Annotated in this window: 15 protein-coding genes; 12 read left to right on the top strand and 3 right to left on the bottom strand. The window is 59.8% G+C overall.

What is annotated here, in order from left to right; all coding sequences use genetic code 11:
* Nucleotides 1–2: 2 nt before the first annotated feature.
* The 3 genes from pepN to B723_RS22880 all read left to right on the top strand — a co-directional run bounded on the left by pepN (nt 3) and on the right by B723_RS22880 (nt 7,267).
* The gene (gene pepN, locus B723_RS22890) at nt 3–2,660 is read left to right on the top strand and encodes an aminopeptidase N (RefSeq protein WP_017338280.1); all 2,658 of its coding nucleotides are present in this window, start codon (nt 3–5) and stop codon (nt 2,658–2,660) included.
* Between the two features lie 1,120 nt (nt 2,661–3,780).
* Nucleotides 3,781–4,854, top strand: coding sequence for a WD40/YVTN/BNR-like repeat-containing protein (locus tag B723_RS22885; protein ID WP_031318832.1), 1,074 nt, complete (start codon nt 3,781–3,783; stop codon nt 4,852–4,854).
* Nucleotides 4,855–4,882: 28 nt separating this feature from the next.
* Nucleotides 4,883–7,267: an efflux RND transporter permease subunit gene (locus B723_RS22880; RefSeq protein WP_017338442.1), complete on the top strand. Its 2,385-nt coding sequence runs from the start codon at nt 4,883–4,885 to the stop codon at nt 7,265–7,267.
* 62 nt (nt 7,268–7,329) lie between these two features.
* On the opposite strand, the gene B723_RS22875 is transcribed toward B723_RS22880, so the two are convergent.
* The 3 genes from B723_RS22875 to B723_RS22865 all read right to left on the bottom strand — a co-directional run bounded on the left by B723_RS22875 (nt 7,330) and on the right by B723_RS22865 (nt 14,874).
* The gene (locus tag B723_RS22875; protein ID WP_017338443.1) at nt 7,330–12,027 is read right to left on the bottom strand and encodes a dermonecrotic toxin domain-containing protein; all 4,698 of its coding nucleotides are present in this window, start codon (nt 12,025–12,027) and stop codon (nt 7,330–7,332) included.
* 183 nt (nt 12,028–12,210) lie between these two features.
* Entirely contained in the window at nt 12,211–12,930 is a 720-nt protein-coding gene (locus B723_RS22870; protein WP_017338444.1) for a FadR/GntR family transcriptional regulator, read from the bottom strand.
* A gap of 207 nt (nt 12,931–13,137) precedes the next feature.
* Nucleotides 13,138–14,874, bottom strand: coding sequence for an IlvD/Edd family dehydratase (locus tag B723_RS22865; protein WP_017338445.1), 1,737 nt, complete (start codon nt 14,872–14,874; stop codon nt 13,138–13,140).
* Nucleotides 14,875–15,068: 194 nt separating this feature from the next.
* On the opposite strand from B723_RS22865, the gene B723_RS22860 reads away from it, so the two are divergent.
* The 9 genes from B723_RS22860 to B723_RS22825 all read left to right on the top strand — a co-directional run bounded on the left by B723_RS22860 (nt 15,069) and on the right by B723_RS22825 (nt 21,890).
* The gene (locus B723_RS22860) at nt 15,069–16,391 is read left to right on the top strand and encodes an MFS transporter (RefSeq protein WP_017338446.1); all 1,323 of its coding nucleotides are present in this window, start codon (nt 15,069–15,071) and stop codon (nt 16,389–16,391) included.
* Between the two features lie 65 nt (nt 16,392–16,456).
* On the top strand, nt 16,457–17,449 hold the full coding sequence (gene araD1, locus B723_RS22855; RefSeq protein ID WP_017338447.1) for an AraD1 family protein: 993 nt from the start codon (nt 16,457–16,459) through the stop codon (nt 17,447–17,449).
* Nucleotides 17,450–17,459: 10 nt separating this feature from the next.
* The gene (locus B723_RS22850) at nt 17,460–19,040 is read left to right on the top strand and encodes an aldehyde dehydrogenase (NADP(+)) (RefSeq protein WP_017338448.1); all 1,581 of its coding nucleotides are present in this window, start codon (nt 17,460–17,462) and stop codon (nt 19,038–19,040) included.
* Between the two features lie 137 nt (nt 19,041–19,177).
* A complete protein-coding gene (locus B723_RS22845) occupies nt 19,178–19,474 on the top strand; it encodes a DUF5629 family protein (protein WP_031318834.1) in 297 nt (98 codons plus the stop codon).
* Nucleotides 19,467–20,636 carry a lactonase family protein gene (locus B723_RS22840; protein WP_017338450.1) on the top strand — a complete coding sequence of 390 codons (1,170 nt, stop codon included), beginning with the start codon at nt 19,467–19,469 and terminating at the stop codon, nt 20,634–20,636. Before B723_RS22845 ends, B723_RS22840 begins: the two co-directional genes overlap by 8 nt.
* Nucleotides 20,637–20,791: 155 nt before the next feature.
* Nucleotides 20,792–20,971, top strand: a complete 180-nt coding sequence (locus B723_RS22835) for a hypothetical protein (RefSeq protein WP_031318838.1) — start codon at nt 20,792–20,794, stop codon at nt 20,969–20,971.
* A gap of 211 nt (nt 20,972–21,182) precedes the next feature.
* Nucleotides 21,183–21,308, top strand: coding sequence for a hypothetical protein (locus tag B723_RS33940; protein WP_017338452.1), 126 nt, complete (start codon nt 21,183–21,185; stop codon nt 21,306–21,308).
* A 115-nt stretch (nt 21,309–21,423) separates the two neighbouring features.
* A complete protein-coding gene (locus B723_RS22830; protein ID WP_017338453.1) occupies nt 21,424–21,636 on the top strand; it encodes a hypothetical protein in 213 nt (70 codons plus the stop codon).
* Entirely contained in the window at nt 21,633–21,890 is a 258-nt protein-coding gene (locus B723_RS22825) for a hypothetical protein (protein WP_017338454.1), read from the top strand. The genes B723_RS22830 and B723_RS22825 overlap by 4 nt, the downstream gene beginning before the upstream one ends.
* Nucleotides 21,891–21,993: the final 103 nt, after the last annotated feature.

The raw sequence follows: 21,993 nt of genomic DNA, 5'->3' as shown, positions 1-21,993 counted from the left end.
GCATGCGCACCGAACAACCGAAGATGATCTATTTGAAAGACTATCAGGCGCCCGAGTACCTGATCGACGAAACGCACCTGACCTTCGAGTTGTTCGAGGACCACAGCCTGGTCCATGCGCAACTGGTGATGCGCCGCAATCCTGAGCGGGGTCCGGGCCTACCGCCCCTGGTACTCGATGGTCAGCAACTCGAGTTGTTGTCGGTGACCCTGGCCGATCGCGAGTTGAGTGATGCCGATTACCAACTGACCGAGAATCACCTGACCCTGCAGCCGACCAGCACCACGTTCACCGTCGACACCAGCGTCAGGATCCACCCGGAAACCAACACCGCGCTGGAAGGCCTGTACAAGTCCGGCACGATGTTCTGCACTCAGTGCGAGGCCGAAGGTTTTCGCAAGATCACCTATTACCTCGACCGCCCGGACGTGATGAGCAAGTTCACCACCACGGTGGTCGCCGAGCAGCACAGCTATCCGGTGCTGCTGTCCAACGGCAACCCGATTGCCAGCGGTCCGGGCGAAGACGGCCGTCATTGGGCCACGTGGGAAGACCCGTTCATGAAACCGGCCTACCTGTTTGCGCTGGTGGCCGGTGATTTGTGGTGCGTCGAAGACACCTTCACCACCATGACCGAGCGCTCCGTGGCGCTGCGTATCTATGTCGAGCCAGAAAACATCGACAAGTGCCAGCACGCGATGAACAGCCTGAAGAAGTCCATGCGCTGGGACGAAGAGGTCTACGGTCGCGAGTACGACCTGGACATCTTCATGATCGTTGCCGTCAACGACTTCAACATGGGCGCCATGGAGAACAAGGGGCTCAACATCTTCAACTCCAGCGCCGTGCTGGCTCGCGCCGAAACGGCGACCGACGCCGCACACCAGCGCGTGGAAGCGATCGTGGCCCACGAGTACTTCCACAACTGGTCGGGCAACCGCGTGACCTGCCGCGACTGGTTCCAGTTGTCGCTGAAGGAAGGCTTCACGGTGTTCCGTGATTCGGGTTTCTCCGCCGACATGAACTCGGCAACCGTGAAACGCATTCAGGACGTGGCTTACCTGCGCACCCACCAGTTCGCCGAAGACGCCGGTCCCATGGCTCACGCCGTTCGCCCGGACAGCTTCATCGAGATCTCCAACTTCTACACCCTGACCGTGTATGAAAAGGGCTCGGAAGTGGTCGGCATGATCCACACCTTGCTCGGCGCCGAAGGGTTCCGCAAAGGCAGCGACCTGTACTTCGAGCGCCATGACGGCCAGGCCGTGACCTGCGACGACTTCATCAAGGCCATGGAAGATGCCAACGGTGTCGACCTGACCCAGTTCAAACGCTGGTACAGCCAGGCCGGCACGCCGCGTCTGGCAGTGAGCGAGTCCTACGACGCCGCCGCGAAGACCTACAGCCTGACCTTCCGCCAGAGCTGCCCGCCAACCCCGGACAAGGTTGAAAAACTGCCGTTCGTGATTCCTGTCGAGTTGGGCCTGCTGGACTCCAAAGGCGCGGCCATTGCCTTGCGTCTTTCCGGCGAAGCCAGCGCACAGGGTACTTCGCGGGTTATATCGGTGACCGAAGCCGAGCAGACCTTCACGTTCTTCGACATCGCTGAACAGCCTTTGCCTTCGTTGCTGCGCGGCTTCTCGGCGCCGGTGAAACTGAGCTTCCCGTACAACCGTGATCAGCTGATGTTCCTGATGCAGCATGACAGCGACGGCTTCAATCGCTGGGATGCCGGTCAGCAACTCTCGGTTCACGTGCTGCAGGAACTGATCGCTCAGCAACAGAAGGGCGAGACGCTGGTCATGGATCAGCGTCTGGTTTGTGCGTTGCGCACCGTGCTGTCGGACGAAACGCTGGATCAGGCGATGGTTGCCGAAATGCTGTCGTTGCCGGGTGAAGCGTATCTGACCGAGATCAGCGAAGTGGCTGACGTCGATGCTATCCACATCGCCCGTGAGTTTGCCCGCAAGCAATTGGCGGACGGCTTGTTCGAAGCGCTGTGGCTGCGTTACCAGGCCAACCGTGATCTGTCGAAACAAACCCCGTACGTGGCCGAGGCCGAGCACTTTGCTCGTCGCGCCTTGCAGAATATTGCGCTGTCTTACCTGATGTTGAGCGGTAAGCCTGAAGTCCTGGCGGCGACGCTTGAGCAGTTCGAGACCAGCGACAATATGACCGAGCGCCTCACAGCGTTGGCCGTGCTGGTCAACTCATCGTTCGAAGAAGACAAGGCGCGGGCGCTGGCGAGTTTTGCCGAGCACTTCAAGGACAACCCGTTGGTCATGGACCAGTGGTTCAGCGTTCAGGCGGGCAGCACCTTGCCGGGTGGGCTGGAGCGGGTCAAGGCGTTGATGGAGCATCCGGCGTTCAACCTCAAGAACCCGAACAAGGTGCGAGCCTTGGTTGGTGCGTTTGCGGGGCAGAACCTGATCAACTTTCATGCGGCGGACGGGTCGGGTTATCGCTTCCTCGCGGATCTGGTGATCGAACTGAACGGCTTCAACCCGCAGATTGCTTCGCGCCAACTGGCGCCGCTGACGCGCTGGCGCAAATACGACGACGCTCGTCAGGCATTGATGAAAGGCGAGCTGGAGCGGATTCGCGCTTCGGGTCAGCTGTCCAGCGATGTGTTTGAAGTGGTCAGCAAAAGCCTGGCTTGAGTCTGGTTCGTTCCCACAGGGTTCACCCTGGACCTTGTGGGAGCTGGCTTGAACTGCGATGACGGGGTATCAGGCGACGAGTTTTTTTATGGTGTACATATCCATTCCTGCGGTAACGGCCGCTTAGGGTTTCGCCCTTACGGCGACTCACTTTTTTTTCAAACGCCAAAAAAAAGTAAGCAAAAAAAGGCTCGCCCCGAGCGTCCGGCCCCTCGCTGAGGCTCGGCGTTCCTTCGCTCCGGTATTCATCCGGGGACACTGCCCTCCGGTCTGCTTCGCGACGACCTACATGCAGCGTGTTCGACTGCGTCGAACGGCGCTGCGCGCCACTCCCCGGATGAACACCTCCACTCAGCCTCCCGAAGGGGCGGGTGGATCAAGATCAAGAGCTGCAGGCGAGCTAACGCTCGGCCTGATGAGTGGTGAAAAGCAAAAGCTACCGCGATCCCCTGTGGGAGCTAGCTGTGTAAACCCACCACGTTCATTCAGACCGCACGCGTCATCGTTAACGACCATTGCTGGCAAGCCAGCTCCCACAGGGAAATGCGTACGCTTCAAATGACAGGCCGGCCGGTAGGCCGCCTCGCGGTGCTGTGGCGGTGGTCGCCCCCTCGTTAGGCCGAGTGGAGGTTCTGCGCAGTGGGCAACCCGGCATGGATGCCGGGTTAGCCGCCCCCGGCCATGGATGGCCGATGGCGGCGGGCCCACGGAGCAGGACCGGAAGGAGGGCATGCCGAGCCTTGGCGAGGCACCGAACGAAAGGGGCAAAAGCGTTTGGTTACTTGGCGCTTCTCCAAGTGACCCGCTGTAAGAGCGGAACCAATAGCCGCCGTTACCGCAGCAACGGATATGTACACCAACCACCAACCACCAACCACCAACCCAATCACCCAACCTGATACCCCACCATTCAGAACAAACCCATCCCATCCAGGTTAACAAAACATAACGTGGCGTCGATTGTCAGACCTTTCCAAACACCGATAGGATAAGCCAGCTTCCGAAGGGGCTCTGGATTGCGGGTTTCAGGACTATGCTCCTAACCATTCAATCCCGATGAGCACCCCTAACGGCGCCCTGAAAGGTTGAGCGACCTAACAATAATAATGGGGGAAGGTCTATGAGTGAGCCTGTCATGGGTGTGGGTACCTGCCGCCCGCCGGCACTGCGCAAATTCGCGTTGCTGGCTACAGCGCTCTCGCTGTTGGGCTGTGCCATGTTGTCGGCACCTGTGCTGGCCGCCGCGGCGCCAGCATCTGACGTTGTCTATTCCGTTGAATCCGCCAAGGCCAGCAAAAGCCTGATGCTCGATGTCGTGCACGCCGGCAAGCGCCTGGTAGCGGTCGGCGATCGCGGGCACATCCTGTATTCCGATGACCAGGGCGCGACCTGGACCCAGGCCAAGGTGCCGACCCGGCAACTGCTGACTTCGGTTTATTTTGTCGACGACAAGCACGGCTGGGCCGTCGGCCATGACGCACAGATTCTCGCCAGCGAGGACGGCGGCGTCACATGGACCAAGCAGTTTGAAGATATGAAACGCGAATCGCCGCTGCTCGACGTCTGGTTCCAGGACGCCAGCATCGGCTTCGCCGTGGGCGCTTACGGCGCGCTGCTGGCCACCACCGACGGCGGCAAGAACTGGGAAGACGCCAGTGATCGCCTCGATAACGAAGACCAGTACCACCTCAATGGCATTGCCGCAGTCAAGGATGCCGGGCTGTTCATCGTCGGTGAGCAGGGCAGCATGTTCCGCTCCGCCGACTGGGGCCAGACCTGGGAAAAGCTTGAAGGCCCATACGAAGGCTCGCTCTTCGGCGTGATCGGCACCGCTCAGGCCAACACGCTGCTGGCCTATGGTCTGCGCGGCAACCTGTTCCGCTCCACCGACTTCGGCAGCACCTGGGAACCGGTCGAGCTGAAAGCCGCCCGCGGTGCACTGGAGTTCGGCCTGTCCGGCGCAACCTTGCTCGATGACGGCTCCATCGTGATCGTCGGCAATGGTGGCAGCGTGATCCGCAGCGAAGATAACGGCGAAACCTTCAGCGTGTTCAACCGCCCGGATCGCATATCCGTCGCGGCGGTGACTGCAGCGGGCAACGGCAATCTGATCCTGGCGGGACAGGGCGGCGTTCGCGTCACCTCGCCAACCGGCGCCAGCGCCGAGAATGGAAAAAACGGGTCGTCCAAATGAGCCGGGCAAATAATGAGAAGGCGGGTCTATGACATCCTTGAGCAGCCATCACCAAGACAAGGCGACGTTTCTTGAACGCCTGATTTTCAACAACCGCCCGGCAGTGATCGTGATCTGCCTGCTGGTGAGCATTTTCCTGTTCTGGCAGGCGACGCTGATCCGGCCGTCCACCAGTTTCGAAAAAATGATTCCGCTCGAGCATCCGTTCATTCAAAAGATGATGGAGCATCGCAACGATCTGGCGAACCTGGGCAATACCGTGCGGATCTCGGTGGAAGCCACCGACGGCGACATCTTCTCCAAGGAGTACATGGAGACCCTGCGCCAGATCAACGACGAGGTTTTCTATATCTCCGGCGTCGATCGTTCGGGTCTCAAGTCGCTGTGGAGTCCGAGCGTACGCTGGACCGAGGTGACGGAGGAGGGCTTCGCCGGTGGTGAGGTGATTCCGCAGAGCTACAACGGCTCCCAGGAAAGCCTCGATCTGCTGCGCAACAACGTGCTCAAGTCCGGGCAGGTCGGGCGTCTGGTGGCCAACGATTTTAAGTCGAGCATCGTCGATATCCCGCTGCTGGAGTCCTACCCGGATCCGCAGGACCAGGGCAAGTTACTGGCCCTGGACTACCGCAAGTTCTCCCATGAGCTGGAAGAGAAGATCCGCGACAAGTTCGAGAAACAGAACCCCAACGTGCAGATCCACATCGTCGGCTTCGCCAAGAAAGTCGGCGATCTGATTGATGGTCTGGTGATGGTGGTGATGTTCTTCGGTGTCGCCTTCGTCATCACCCTGATTCTCTTGTACTGGTTCACCAACTGCATGCGCAGCACCGTGGCGGTGTTGACCACGACGCTGGTGGCGGTGGTCTGGCAGCTCGGCCTGATGCACTTCTTCGGCTTCGGGCTGGATCCGTACTCGATGCTGGTGCCGTTCCTGATCTTCGCCATCGGTATTTCCCACGGCGTACAGAAGATCAACGGTATCGCGTTGCAGTCCAGTGAAGCCGACAACGCGTTGACTGCGGCGCGGCGCACCTTCCGCCAATTGTTCCTGCCGGGGATGATCGCGATCCTTGCGGATGCGGTGGGCTTCATTACGCTGCTGATCATCGACATCGGAGTGATTCGCGAGCTGGCCATCGGCGCATCGATTGGCGTGGCGGTGATTGTGTTTACCAACCTGATCCTGCTTCCGGTGGCGATTTCCTACGCCGGCATCAGCAAGCGCGCTGTCGAGCGCAGCAAGAAAGACGCGCACCGCGAACACCCGTTCTGGCGCCTGCTGTCGAACTTTGCCAGCCCGAAAGTCGCCCCGGTGTCGATTGTCCTGGCCCTGTTGGCCTTCGGTGGCGGCCTCTGGTACAGCCAGAACCTGAAAATCGGCGACCTCGATCAAGGTGCCCCAGAGCTGCGTCCGGATTCGCGCTATAACAAGGACAACAACTTCATCATCAGCAACTACTCCACCAGTTCCGATGTGTTGGTAGTGATGGTCAAGACCAAGTCCGAAGGTTGCTCGCGCTACGAAGCCATGGCGCCGATCGACGAGCTGATGTGGAAGATGCAGAACACCGAGGGCGTGCAGTCGGCGATCTCGCTGGTGACCGTGTCCAAGCAGATGATCAAGGGCATGAACGAGGGCAACCTGAAGTGGGAAACCCTGTCGCGCAACCCGGACGTGCTGAACAACTCCATCGCCCGGGCTGATGGTTTGTACAACAACAGTTGCTCCCTGGCGCCGGTGCTGGTGTTCCTCAACGATCACAAGGCTGCAACGCTGGATCGTGCGGTCCATGCCGTTCAGGACTTCGCCAAGGAGAACAACAAGGAAGGCCTGGAATTCATCCTCGCGGCGGGTAACGCCGGTATCGAGGCGGCCACCAACGAAGTGATCAAGGAATCCGAGCTGACCATCCTGATCCTCGTCTACATCTGCGTCGCGACCATGTGCATGATCACCTTCCGGTCCTGGGCGGCGACCCTGTGCATCGTGTTGCCGCTGGTCCTGACCTCGGTACTCGGCAACGCCCTGATGGCCTTCATGGGCATCGGGGTGAAAGTCGCGACCTTGCCGGTGGTGGCATTGGGTGTGGGGATTGGCGTGGACTACGGCATTTACATCTACAGCCGTCTGGAAAGCTTCCTGCGTGCCGGACTGCCGTTGCAGGAGGCGTACTACCAAACGCTGAAGTCCACCGGTAAAGCCGTATTGTTCACCGGCCTGTGCCTGGCGATCGGCGTCTGCACCTGGATTTTCTCGGCCATCAAGTTCCAGGCCGACATGGGCTTGATGCTGACCTTCATGCTGCTCTGGAACATGTTCGGCGCGTTGTGGCTGCTGCCGGCACTGGCACGGTTTCTGATCAAGCCGGAGAAACTGGCAGGGCAGAAGGGCAACTCGTTGTTCGCTCACTGACCTCAGGCGAAAACAAGAAGCCGCAACCCCGGTTGCGGCTTTTTTATGGGCGATTGAAAAACTCAGCGCGGTTGCAGCGGCAAGAAATCGCGGCTGGCCAGTTCCTTGCTGATGATCCCATGATGAATAGCGATTTGTTGCTTCGGATCTTTTGCCTTGGCCATGGCCGATTCGTAGGTTTCGAAACGTTGCTCCCTGGTTTTCAGGTGCGCCTGGGTGTAGTCAGCCTTGGCATCCTCTGCGTTGGCATAGTGGAAGTGCGCGTACCACCAGGGTTGATTTTCTTTATTCAACAAGACGTACTCCTGCATGAAATCCTTGCGTCCGGTTTTCAGCTGAACCCGTTGGCCGATGATTCGCGCAACCATCGCATTGTTGCGCAGCAGAAACTCCACACCCTCGCTACTGGGCGGCCGGGCGAGGGTCATGCGAGTGCGAAGCTCGCTCGCCATGGTGTCGAGGTTGCGCGCCTTTTCCCGGAGGCCGTCGATCAGCGAAACGTCGGGAGCCTGGTTGGCCGGAGGACTTTCGTGCTGTTCCAGGCTATCGGCGTACCCGATCAGTTTTTGTGCTTCGCGCTGCAGTTGTTCTTCGATTTCCTTGGGAGAACTGGCGCGTTGGGCGTAACCCTCGATCTTTTGCACGTGTTTATCGGTATCGGCCAAGGCTTTGCGCGCGTCACCCTTGAGCTGCTGATAGGGGCGTGGCGCCTTGGGTGTCGGGGGCCTGGCATCGACAACTTCCACCCAGACATTGGGCTCGTGTTCATGAAACGAGGCCAATGGCTTTTCCTCGAAAGGGTCATTGATGTCGACAATGTCTCCTCCCTGGTTGGCGACTCGTTGGCGAAGATCGCCGATAAACGCGCCCTTGGCGGTATTGATAACCCGCTTGCGGCTGGCCCATGAATAAGGACGCTTCACCGGCGGCCTGGGCCCGGATGCAGAAGTGGACGGCTCCTCCGATTGCGGCTGCAGTTGAAGCGCTTCCGCCAGACGTCGCTCGGCATCCACGCGTAGTTGATCAATGAGCTCGCGCAGCCGATTGAACGGGTGTGTTTGCAGTTCATCGGTACTGAAAATGCCAATCGTCTCAAGACCATCCTGGGCCTTGTTGTACTGATCGACCAGGTTGTCCAGTACGGCGATCCGGTCACTGTTGATGTAGGTGTGCTCCGTTTGCAGTTCGGCATGGGAGCGAGACAACAGCAGCAGGGGGCTGAGGGTACGTTCGAGCACACTCATGGTATTACTTCCGAGGGCCTTGAGACTGAGCAGGCGTAAGACGCTCAATTGGTAGCTCTTGATTCGCAGTGCCGTCATTTCATCTTCGGGCCTGTTGCCGGTCAGCCGCTTCCAGTACTCCATGCCCAGGCGAGGGATCTGCTTGAGTTCCAGCAGCCGACTGTCTACCTGTTCAAGAAGCTTGATCATGGTTTCGTTGATTTCGGCGGTTTTGCGCATGAACTCAAAGTAGCGATCCAGTATCACGTCACCCTCACGGGTGATCGCTTCATGCAAATGCCTGACACCCCCTCTCAGGTCTGCGTACTGGCGATCTACAGCTTCGCGCTCCCAGTCAGTAATGACGACCCGTTTGCGAGCGTTGTTGATGAGGTTTTCAGACAGGCTGCACAATTGCAAAGGGTCGGGATCGGATTTGGTCAGTTCGTTCAATTCCCTGATCTCGGCCAACAGCGTGGCGTAGCTTTCGGTCTGTTTGTCCAGTTCATCAACGAAGCGTTGCCTATACGTTGCGCGATCGAGCTCGGTGCTGGCAGGGTCGTTTTTTTTCAGCTGCATCAAGTTCTCGGCAATGTCGACACGCTTCTGCACCCGGGCTTGTTGGTCCACGAACTCCTGGCGATTCAGTTCCAGCAGACTGATGCGTTGTTGCGTCATTTCACGCTGGGCGTTGATTCGCGCATTGCGCCCGCCGCCGAGCAGTTTCAACCCTTGATCCAGGGTCCAGTGGCCATTGCCATCGGTCTTGAGCTTGACTCCCGGATGATCCGGGTGCTCGGGGTGTATCAGATACGCCTCGCCGAAGCCGGGCACGATACTGACGCGAAACAACAGGCCGGCGACGGTGGCGTGCCATGTGTTGCCGATCCGGTACAAGCCTTTGAAGGCGCCAGTTGTGATAGGCACAGGCAGAGGTGTCGGCCATGGCACCTGGACCTCTCGTAACGTGTCGAACAACCGGGCCGATGCCGAATCGCGAGCGCTCGACAGGTTGAAGTCGAGCAAGGTATTGCCACTGCCCGGCGGCTCGGAAGGCAGACCCGGGGTGTCCTCGATGATGGTCGATTCGGTGGGCCATGTGAATGTCTGTGAAGGCCGGCGCAGGGAGGCGAGGGGGCCCGGAAAATCCGTCGCCGCGCTGTCGTATAGTGCCGGGGCGCCTTGCTCTCGGGCCACATGCAGCACCAGCAGACCAATGTTCAACAGCACATCGATCCATGCCTGGTTCCGCGCCTTCGGGTCATCACTGTCAAGCGCCGGGAGATCATTGATCAGGCTGTGGGCGATTTGCAGCATCCAGCCCACGACCATGGCGGGGCCGCGCAACAACGGCAGAATCACGTTGTTGAATACCAGCCAGCCTCCCTCGAGGATGATTGCCCAACGACTCTCGGCATTCGACACCGATTGCCGGTCCGCCAGATCAATCAGTGCACGTGCGTTGCTGACGAACAGACTGGTCAGCAATCGCACTTCTTCCAGTGCGGTGAACCAGTCACCGACTGCTTCGTCGCCTGCGAGAATCGCCGGTTCCGGTTTTTCCGGAGGTGAAAACTCGTCGCCATTATGGAAGTGGACAATGTGGGGTTCGGTGAATCCGTTGTTGTCGTAGACCGGCCGTGCGCGATCCGGCAGCCAGGTAAGCACACTGGTTTGCAACGGGCCGGTTTGCGCAATGGCACTGAGCAGGTCCTGACGGCTGGGGTATTGGTGCAGGGAGTCGGGGTAAAGCGGTCGGAAAAGAATATGCGGGCCGTCCGCCTTCAAGTCTTTCGGCTCGATGATGAACATGTTGCTGGCGACATCGCAGGTGGCGCCGGTCCTGCGTTGAAATGCCAAAGGCCTGATGACAATCGACTGCTCCTCAACCATCCGCTCGGCAGCCAGCGGTTGGAACAACGCTTCCACATATCGATAACCCAGGAGGCTGAAGCCGTGCTCACCCTTGATCGAGTGTTCCAGGGCACGCAGCGGCAAATGCAGGCTCAGTTCCAGGCCGAAAAGTCGCAGGCGCTCCCTGGCTTCGGGGTTCTGCCCAAGCAGTTGCGCTTCGAGGTACTCGGGGTAGTGTTTTCCGACATCGACCCGACTCACCAGATCCAGTAAATAGGCCTCGGTGGTCCAGTCTTGAATCAGTTGGTTCCCGGTGTGGCGGATGGTCATCCGGCCTCTGGGTTTGCCGGCGAGATTGTTGATTGCCAGATCGGTCAGCGACATTTGCACGGGTTCGAGGTAGCCGCTGCCCAAGTCGCCGACGGGCACATGAAAGGTCAGTTCCAGCTCATCGGACTTGTAGCCGGGTGCGAGGGGCTGGTCCTTGAGCATTTGCGCGTGCAGTGCATTTCTGGCGAACGTGCGAAGGTCAACGACGCCGTCGCGCAACGAGCGTCCCTGCGTCTGTTGTTGGGTGCTGGCCATTGATAACGTGTGTTTGCGCCACGCCATACGACCTGTGTCGCCCGCGCCCCGCAACCATTCGGGAATCGTCGCTTGCAAGGGCTGAAGGTTTGTCGGGTGGTTCTCGCTGGTGATAAACCGTGCGGCGACATCGGTGATCGCGTCAAACTGCTTTTCAAGGTCAGCCAGGCTTCGGCGTGCAGGCAGTTTGAGCGACTCCAGGTCTTGCAGTTGCCGGTTCAGCAGCAGGGCCGCCTGGGTATCAAAGAGGTTGCCGTCCGGTGCAAAACGCTTCCACGTGATGGCGTCAGCCATGAAGTCCTGCTGAAGCCGCGCGCTCCATGCCGTGCCAAAGGCTTGCCGGGTCGGGAAGGACTCGATATCGCCGGTCACGCTGCACAACAAATGGGTATCGCCGCAGATCACCAGGATATCCGGGGTCTGCAGCGTGATAGTCACGTCGCCTCTGCTCAACGTGACTTGAAGCGTGCAGGCTTCAATAGCACCTTTGGCCCAGGGTCGCTGAAGGCGTTGACGTTTGTCGGGTTGGCGGGCCAACTCCATGAGGATTTCGGCCTGCGACGCATTATTCGTCGCAAGACGCGTCGCGGAGGTTTTCAGCACGCCGGCGAGCAGATCCCCCAGCCATTGCCAGCGGCTGACGCCGGTCTGGTCTTTTTCGTTCCAGCAGTCGGTCAACGATTCCTGAGCGCCGATGTAGAGAATGTCGGGTAACTCGCGAATGACTTCCGCGATCACTTGCAGGTCAGGCAGCCGCGATGTCGTGTTGTTGACGGCGAGTCGTGCAGGGGCACGGTTGGTCAAAAAGCAGCTGCGACCGAATTGCTCGCTGAAATCGGGGAATGTACCGCTGGCCAGAAACTCAAGCACCACGTCAATAAGCGGTGTGAGCCGCCAGGCCCCACCCGGGATCGGTTGGGCAATCCTGGTTCGGTCAGGATCGAATGCCAGTTGCGGGTATTTTCCCAGAATACCGTCCTTGAGCATGCGGGCGGTTTGCGAGCGTAATGTCGGCCGGGTGTTGAATCGGGTGCGGACCGCACGCGCGATGATGTCGGTGTTGCTTGCGGTGGCGGGCGGTGATGCAGGTGTGGGCATGATGCAATCCTTTGCATGAGTGGTTGCTCAACGTAAAACCGAATCGAAAGGGATGTGCGGTAGCGGGTTACCGCACATTGATCGATTCGATCGGCATAAAGCATGCGTTCAGGCCAGAAACAGAAAAGCCGCAACCAGGGTTGCGGCTTTTTGTATCTGGAACTCTGCAAGGGGATCGCGTTTTTATGACGAATCGGCGCCCAACACCACATTCAGCGCACTGCGCGCATCATCCAATTGCACCAGCGTCGCGTGCCGTGCACCCAGCGCATCGCGGTTCTCGATGGCCGTGAGAATCGCCTTGTGCCGTGGCAGTGCAAGCTCATGCAGATTCGGACGCTGGTTGGAGTGCTTCAATGCTTCGGCGATCGCCACCGACAGCATGTTGCACAGGTTCGCCAACAGGTCGTTGTGGGTGGCATCGGCGATGCGGCTGTGGAAGTCCAGGTCCGGTTGCAACAGGGCTTCAGGCGTCGGCGCGGCTTCCATGCGTTGGTAGGCTTCACCGATGGAGGCGATGTCCGCGTCGGTGGCGAACTGCGCGGCGAGGGCCGCCGCTGCCGGTTCGATGATGCTGCGCACACTGGTCAGCAAATCGAAGAACTGATTCTGCGGGCTGCTTTGCATCAGCCAGTGCAGCACGTCCGGGTCGAGCATGTGCCATTCCTTGCGCTGCTTGACCACTGTGCCCACTCGCGGACGGGAATACACCAGGCCTTTGGCGACCAACACGCGAGTGGCTTCGCGCAGCACCGGCCGGCTGACCGCGTATTCCTCGCACAACAGGGCTTCGGCGGGCAACTTGTCGTCCGGCTTGAAGCGTCCCGAGACAATCTGCATGCCCAGTTCCTGGACGATGCGCGAGTGCATGCTTTTGCGGTCGGAGGGTTTGCGGTAATCCATGGGGAACGGCGCGATCCTGTGCGATGGAGGTGCCGCGCATGATAGCAGGCGTGGCGGGCATTCATCAGATTCGAAATCTGCGAATGCCTTGTGGCGAGGGAGCCTGTCTGAGAAAACGCAGGTGTGAGTATTGGGGCCGCTTCGCGGCCCAACGGGAGCAAGCTCCCTCGCCACAGGTTCTGTTGCGGTTGCAGAGTTCTCAGGGGGTTAGTGCGAGTGGCGTGGCACCTCGGAACCACGGCAACCGACCAGGAAGTCAAAGTCACACCCCTGATCCGCCTGCAGCACATGGTCGATGTACAGCTGGCGATACCCGCCGACGATCAGGTTTTGCGGCGGTTGCAGATCGGCCATGCGCGCCGCCAGTTCCGCATCCGGAATGTCCAGGTGCAGCCGGCCATTGGCGCAGTCCAGCTCGATCCAGTCGCCTTCCTTCACTGTCGCCAAAGGCCCGCCGGCCGCCGCTTCCGGTGCCACATGCAAAACGACCGTGCCATACGCCGTGCCGCTCATGCGCGCATCGGAAATGCGCACCATGTCGGTCACGCCTTGCGCCAACAGTTTGGCCGGCAAGCCCATGTTGCCGACTTCGGCCATGCCCGGATAACCCTTCGGTCCGCAGTTCTTCATCACCAGAATCGAGTTGGCATCGACGTCCAGCTCGGGGTCGTTGATCCGCGCCTTGTACATGTCGAAGTTTTCGAACACCACCGCGCGCCCGCGGTGCTGCATCAATTCGGCACTGGCGGCGGACGGTTTGAGTACGGCACCGAGCGGCGCAAGGTTACCGCGCAATACGCAGATACCGCCGTCGGCGCGGATCGGGTTGTCGAGGGTGCGGATCACTTCGTCCTGGCCGTAGATCGGCGCGTCCTTGGTGTTTTCGCCGAGGGTCTTGCCGTTGACGGTCAAGGCATTTGGATTGGGGATCAGGTTGGCTTCGCCGAGGCGACGCAGCACCGCAGGCAAACCGCCGGCGTAGTAGAACTCTTCCATCAGGAAACGCCCGGACGGTTGCAGGTCGACGATGGTCGGCATGCCGCGACCGATGCGGGTCCAGTCGTCCAGGTCCAGTTCGACGCCGATGCGCCCGGCGATGGCTTTCAAATGGATCACCGCGTTGGTCGAACCGCCAATGGCCGCGTTCACACGAATGGCGTTTTCGAAGGCTTCCTTGGTGAGGATTTTCGACAGCCGCAAGTCTTCGCGAACCATCTCCACTGCACGCATGCCGGACATGTGCGCCAGTACATAACGGCGCGCATCCACCGCCGGTATCGCCGCGTTGTGGGGCAGGGAAGTGCCGAGCGCTTCAGCCATGCAGGCCATGGTCGACGCGGTGCCCATGGTGTTGCAGGTGCCCGCGGAGCGGGACATGCCACCCTCGGCGGCGAGGAAGTCATCGATGGTGATGGTGCCGGCCTTGACCTGTTCGCTGAGCTGCCAGACCACGGTGCCCGAGCCAATGTCCTGGCCCTTGTGTTTGCCGTTGAGCATCGGCCCGCCGGTGACCACGATTGCTGGCACGTCGCAACTGGCTGCGCCCATCAACAAGGCCGGGGTGGTTTTGTCGCAGCCGGTCAGCAGCACCACGCCATCGATCGGGTTGCCGCGAATGGCTTCTTCAACGTCCATGCTCGCCAGGTTGCGGGTGAGCATGGCGGTCGGGCGCAGGTTCGATTCACCGTTGGAGAACACCGGGAATTCCACCGGGAAACCACCGGCCTCGATCACGCCGCGTTTGACGTGTTCCGCAATCTGGCGGAAATGCGCGTTGCACGGGGTCAGTTCCGACCAGGTGTTGCAGATGCCGATGATCGGCTTGCCGTGGAACTGGTGGTCGGCGATGCCCTGATTCTTCATCCAGCTGCGGTACATGAAGCCGTTCTTGTCGGCCGTGCCAAACCATTGGGCGGAGCGCAGGGTGGGTTTCTTATCAGACATGATCGATTCTCTTATTGTATGACTATATTGTTCGAGCTGAGGTGTAACATAAGCGCAATTTCGCCGCTTTGGAAGTGTTGCTTGCTTAAATAGTATTACTATATAGTCGGGCTCAACGGAGGGATGGCCCTGGCGGTTTTCCGCGAGAGGTGTCCCCCGAGGTTCTATAACAACAACAATCGGAGACCGATCTCATGAGCCAGGAACTGCGGCTTATACGTCGCATCACGCTGAAACTGATTCCCTTCCTGATCCTGCTGTACCTGATCGCCTATGTGGATCGCTCCGCCGTAGGCTTCGCCAAGCTGCACATGGGCGCCGACATCGGTATCGGCGACGCGGCTTACGGCCTCGGGGCCGGGTTGTTTTTCATTGGTTACTTCCTGCTGGAAATCCCCAGCAACCTGATGCTCGAGCGCTTTGGCGCACGGCGCTGGTTTGCGCGGATCATGGTCACCTGGGGTGCCATCACCATCGGCATGGCGTTCGTCCAGGGACCGCACAGCTTTTATGTGATGCGCTTTCTGCTGGGCGCCGCCGAAGCCGGGTTCTTCCCGGGCGTTCTGTACTACATCACCCAATGGTTCCCGGTTCGCCATAGAGGCAAGATCCTCGGCTTGTTCATCCTGTCCCAACCGATCGCCATGCTGATCACCGGCCCGGTGTCCGGCGGCCTGCTGGGTATGGACGGCATTCTTGGCCTGCATGGCTGGCAGTGGCTGTTCATCGTCATCGGCACCCCGGCGATCCTGCTGACCTGGCCGGTGCTGCGTTGGCTGCCGGATGGTCCGCAACAGGTGAAGTGGATGGATCAGCCCGAGAAAGACTGGCTGGCCGGCGAGCTGAAAAAAGACCTGGAAGAATACGGCCAGACCCGACATGGCAATCCGTTGCATGCACTCAAGGACAAACGCGTGTTGCTGCTGGCGTTGTTTTATCTGCCGGTGACCCTGAGCATTTATGGGCTCGGCCTGTGGCTGCCGACGCTGATCAAACAGTTCGGCGGCACCGACCTGGTCACCGGTTTCGTGTCATCGGTGCCGTACATTTTCGGGATCATCGGCTTGCTGATCATTCCGCGCAGTTCCGATCGCTTGAATGATCGCTACGGCCACCTGGCGGTGCTCTATGTGCTGGGTGCCATCGGCCTGTTCCTCAGCGCCTGGCTGACGGTGCCGGTGCTGCAACTGGCGGCGTTGTGCCTGGTGGCGTTCGCTCTGTTCTCCTGCACGGCGGTGTTCTGGACCTTGCCGGGCCGGTTCTTTGCCGGCGCCAGCGCGGCCGCGGGGATTGCGTTGATCAACTCGGTGGGCAACCTCGGCGGCTACATCGGCCCGTTCGTGATTGGTGCGCTGAAGGAATACACCGGGAACCTGGCGTCGGGGTTGTACTTCCTTTCGGGGGTGATGGTGTTCGGGTTGGTGTTGACCGGCGTGGTTTATCGGTTGCTGGAGCGTAAGCATGTGCTGCCGGCCGACCAGTTTGCTGCCAGCGCACGTGGTGCCACCCGCACCTGACAAGAAAGAAACAATCACCGCCGCTGCCATAGGGCCGTGGTGTTCTGAACAATAGGAGAAGTCTCATGCGTCTGGTTCAATTCGAATTGATTAACGGCGAGCGCCGCGTCGGCGTGGTCGAGGACGATCGGGTCCGTGAAGTACAAGACGCGCGCACGGTGCGCGATGTGGCACTGGCGGCGATCGAGGCCGGCGTCAATCTTGAGCAGCAGGTACGAACCCTGGGCCTGGGCATCAGCCATGACTACGCACAACTGCTGGCCGAACTGCGCATCCTGCCACCGCTGGACCATCCGGACCCTGCGCACATGCTTGTCAGCGGCACCGGCCTGACCCATTTGGGCAGCGCCTCGGCGCGGGACAAGATGCATCAGCAGGCCGGCGACGAAGCGGCGATGACCGACACCATGCGCATTTTCAAATGGGGCGTGGAGGGTGGCAAACCGGCAACGGGGCAGGCCGGCGTACAACCAGAGTGGTTCTATAAAGGTGACGGCAGCATCGTCGTGCGCCCCGGCCATCCGTTCCCGCTGCCACCCTTCGCTGAAGACGCCGGCGAAGAGCCCGAGCTCAGCGGCCTCTACGTCATCGGCCACGATGGCAAGCCGTATCGCCTCGGGTTCGCAGTGGGCAACGAGTTCTCCGACCACGTCATGGAACGCAAGAATTACCTGTACCTGGCCCACTCGAAATTGCGCAGTTGCAGTTATGGCCCGGAATTGCGGGTCGGTGAACTGCCGGAACATCTGGCGGGCACCAGCCGCATTTTGCGTAACGGCGAAGTGCTGTGGCAGAACGAGTTTCTCAGCGGCGAGGCCAACATGTGCCACAGCCTGGAAAACCTCGAGTACCACCATTTCAAATACAGCCAGTTCCTGCGTCCGGGGGACGTGCACATTCACTTCTTCGGCACCGCGACCCTGTCCTTTGCCGACGGTATCCGCACCCGACCGGGTGACGTGTTCGAAATCAGTCAGGCCGAGTTCGGCGCACCGTTGATCAACGGTATTGCACCGGTTGCAGCGGCGTTCGAGCCCGGCACCATCGGCACTCTTTAAGGAGACATGCATGACCCGGATTCTTGGTCACAACTACATCGGCGGCCAGCGCAGTGCCGCCGGCGCCGTCAAACTCCAGAGCATCGACGCCAGTACTGGCGAAGCGTTGCCTTACGATTTCCTCCAGGCCACGCCGGAAGAAGTGGATGCCGCCGCCACGTCTGCCGCTGCCGCTTACCCGGCGTTTCGCAGCTTGAGTGCCGAACGCCGTGCGCAATTTCTCGATGCCATTGCCGACGAACTCGACGCCTTGGGCGATGAATTTGTCGCCGTGGTTTGCCGCGAAACCGCGTTGCCCGCAGCGCGCATTCAAGGCGAACGCGGTCGCACCAGTGGCCAGATGCGCCTGTTCGCCAAGGTCCTGCGTCGCGGTGATTTCTATGGTGCGCGGATCGATCGGGCATTGCCGGATCGCAAGCCGTTGCCACGCCCCGACCTGCGTCAGTACCGCATCGGCCTCGGCCCGGTTGCCGTGTTTGGCGCGAGCAATTTCCCCCTGGCCTTTTCCACTGCCGGTGGCGACACCGCTTCAGCCCTGGCCGCCGGTTGCCCGGTGGTGTTCAAGGCCCACAGTGGTCACATGGCGACGGCCGAGCAGGTTGCGGATGCGATCATCCGCGCCGCCGAAAAAACCGGCATGCCGGCCGGTGTATTCAACATGATTTACGGCGGCGGGGTCGGTGAAGCGCTGGTCAAGCATCCGGCGATCCAGGCCGTCGGTTTTACCGGTTCGCTCAAGGGTGGTCGAGCCTTGTGCGACATGGCTGCAGCCCGTGCGCAGCCGATCCCGGTGTTCGCCGAGATGTCGAGCATCAACCCGGTGATCGTGTTGCCGCAGGCGCTGGAAGCCCGGGCTGAAACCGTCGCCCGTGACCTGACGGCTTCGGTGGTTCAAGGCTGTGGCCAGTTCTGCACCAACCCTGGCCTGGTAATTGGCATTCGCTCGCCGCAGTTCAGTGCATTCGTGCAGCAGGTGGCGGGGTTGATCAACGATCAGCCGGCGCAAACCATGCTCAATGCCGGGACGTTGAGCAGCTATGGCAAAGGCCTGCAAAAACTCCTCGCGCATCCGGGCATCGAGCATCTGGCCGGCCAGGCGCAACAGGGCAACCAGGCCCGGCCGCAACTGTTCAAGGCTGATGTCAGCCTGCTGATCAATGGCGACGAGGTGCTGCAAGAGGAAGTCTTCGGCCCGACCACGGTGTTTGTCGAAGTGGCGGATCAGGCGCAACTCAGCGCCGCGTTGAACGGGTTGCACGGGCAACTGACGGCGACGATCATTGGCGAGCTGGACGATTTCATACAGTTCGGTGAGTTGACGGCGTTGCTGGAACAGAAGGTTGGACGGATCCTGCTCAACGGCTATCCGACTGGCGTCGAGGTGTGTGATTCGATGGTCCATGGCGGCCCGTACCCGGCGACGTCCGATGCGCGTGGCACGTCGGTGGGCACGCTGGCGATTGACCGTTTCCTGCGGCCGGTGTGCTTCCAGAATTACCCGGACAGCTTGCTGCCGGAGGCTTTGAAGAATGGCAATCCGCTGCGCATTCAGCGGTTGGTGGATGGCCAGCCTTCGCGTGAGGCCCTCTAACGGCTAAACACCCATCACTGTGGGAGCGAGCAGGCTCGCTGCCACAGTTGTTCGGGGTGTACATGCATTCTGCGCCCGACTCAGGCAACCCCACATTAAGCTATCATTGCGTCTTTCCCCTTCAAAGATTGACTGCCATGACTGCCTCAACCGACACCTTGCTCAGCACCCTCGAACACTGCGACATGGTGGAAATCGACGGGCTGCATGCCTTTGAATTCTCCCTCGATGAAGACGACAACCTGCACATCGAATGCATGGACGGCCGTGCCGCAAAACGTTGGGAGTTCACCCCGGCGCAGATCCAGGCTGCGATCTTTGATCCTGCCTTGCAGAGCTGGGTCATCACCGGCAATTCCGGAGAGCATCGGTTGGTGTGCATGACCGCTTTCCGCGGTGATGATGACGAGGATGAAGTGAATGAGGATGCGTAATCTCTGGCCACTGTTGATGGCTGGCAGCGTCGGCGCCATGGGCGTTCAGACGGCAGCGGCCGATCAATATCAGTTGTTGGTGGGGTCGTACACCGCCGGCCAGAGCCAGGGCATTTACCGCCTGAATTTCGACAGCGCCACCGGGCAGATCGACGCCAGGCCCCTGCAGGTGGTCAAGAGTGAAAACCCGTCCTGGCTGACCCTGTCCAACGATCAGCGCTATCTGTTCGCGGTCAACGAAAACGGCCCTGGCCAGAAAGACCCGGTCGGGCGCGTCAGCAGTTATGCGATCGATTCGAAGACCCATGAACTGAGCCTGATCAATCAGGTGCAGAGCCTGGGCAACGAGCCGACCCATTCGAGCCTCAGCGGCGATGCCAGCCATTTGTTCGTCAGCAATTACTCCGTGGCTGAAGATCCGGGCGGCACGTTGGCGGTGTTGCCGGTGGGCGCCGATGGCAAGCTCAAAACCGTCGTTCAGATGAGCAGTCACCCGTCCAGCCGGGTCAACCCCGAACGGCAGATGTCGGCACATGTGCATTCGACGGTGTCCTCGCCAGATGGCAAGTTTGTGTTCTCCAATGATTTGGGGGCGGACAAGATCTTCGTCTATCGTTTCGATCCGAAGGGCAACCCGGACTTGCCGTTGACCCCGGCGACACCGGCGTCGGTTCAATTGCCGCCCGGCAGCGGGCCGCGGCACTTGCTGTTCAGCGCGGACGGCAAGCACGCCTGGCTGACCATGGAAATGAGTGCGCAGGTCGCTGTGTTCGATTACCGGAACGGCACGCTCGAGCAAACGCAGATGGTCGATTTGGCGGCCGGGCAACCGACGTCGGACAAGGCGGCCGCGGCGTTGCATGCCTCAAGGGATGGCAAGTTCCTCTATGTCAGCAATCGCGGAACGGCCAATCAGCTGCTGGTGTTTGCCATCGACCCAGCCACCGGCCACCTCAAGGAGCTGCAACGCCGTTCGGTGGAAGGTGATCACCCGCGCGAGTTCAGCCTCGACCCGAGTGGCGGCTTCGTGCTGATCGGTAATCAGAAGAGCAACCAGATTGTCGTGGTCGAACGCGATGCCAAGAGCGGTCTGCTGGGTAAAACCGTGCAGAAACTGCCGATGGATGCCCCGAGCGACCTCAAGTTCGTGGTGCGTCAATAGGCCGCAGGCCCCGGTTGATGGGGCCTGCCTCCTTCTATTAATGACGCTGATATCTGCTAATGCTACAAAAGATTTCAAGGCGCCAGCCTCGACGGTTAAGTTTGCTTCACGGCCCCACCGGGCAAGCAAGCCAACTGACTTCGAGGAATACCGCCATGAACTTCAATCTTTTCTCTGTAATCGCCGCTTCCGCTATTTCTGCCACCGTTGCTCTGCCTGCCAGCGCCAACGTTGAAATCAGCGACAAAAAATCCCACACCCAAAGCTACACCCAGAAATACCTGCAACAGAGCGCCAACTTCTACGCCGCGCTGGATCACAAAACCCAAGCCTGAAAGCCTGGCCCTGCACCCTTTATGCAGGAGCGAAGTCACTTGCGCCGATCAAGCTGAAAAGCTTCGAGAACGCCTGAGTGATGTCGCTCCTGCATAACGCGTTTACGACAGCATCATATTGCTATCAATGCATTGCTTGATATCACATAGCCATGAGTTTAAATTTGACGCTGACTTATTGACTCCTTCTCTAATAAAAAGGATCGACAGCATGGCGATGCGTCTGGCCGTGGCACTTCTGTTCCTCTATTCGACCCCCATTTTATCGGCAGCAACGCCCATCCCAGGCGAGCCCGACGCAGCGCGTGAGCGCATGATTAGTTTTATTGAAGGCTGAAATAGACTGGCTTAATGATCAACGAAGCTGATGCTTACTATGGATAACCTTGAGTGGTTGTCACGGCTTTTTTGATCGATTCTGTGGGCACTGAAACATGCCCACGGAGAACATCATGGCCAGCACAATCCTCACTTCAGCCAAATACGGCGCCTACCTGGCCATCGGTCTTTACGTGGCGCTGGTGTCGGTCGTCAGCATTACCGCGCAATCGCAGCACGAATTCGAAGCACCGATTCAGGTCGCTTATCCCGCCATCCAGTTCGAACACCGTGTGCAAAACGCCGTGGTCGATCACGCAGACGTGGCGGGAGTGGCAGGGGCATGAAAGGGGTCAGACTCTGGATCATCGCCTTGCTGGCGTTCATGACCAATGGCTCATCCCTGTTGGGAATCGGGCAAGCCTCCGCAGGCTCTGTCGCGCGGTCGATCGAAGCCAATCACAACATGGCTCACAACATCCAGACCGCCAAGGCTCTGGGCCTGCTGGCCGGTAATCCGCCGATGAAACGCCCAGGCGATTTCTTCGGGCCGTTCCAGATTGATTGCTCGGTGCTGCAGATGTGTGAGGTGTTTGCTTGAATCGCGAACCGACGCGGTCGATTGTGGCGAGGGAGCTTGCTCCCGCTCGGCTGCAAAGCAGTCGTAAATCCAGAAGCTCGATGTGGCTGACGAATAGAAGGGC

The organism is Pseudomonas fluorescens NCIMB 11764, from assembly GCF_000293885.2.
GTDB classification, from domain to species: Bacteria; Pseudomonadota; Gammaproteobacteria; order Pseudomonadales; family Pseudomonadaceae; genus Aquipseudomonas; species Aquipseudomonas fluorescens_B.
Note: the sequence above shows the minus strand (reverse complement) of the source record. Positions and strands in the feature narration are given on the sequence as shown.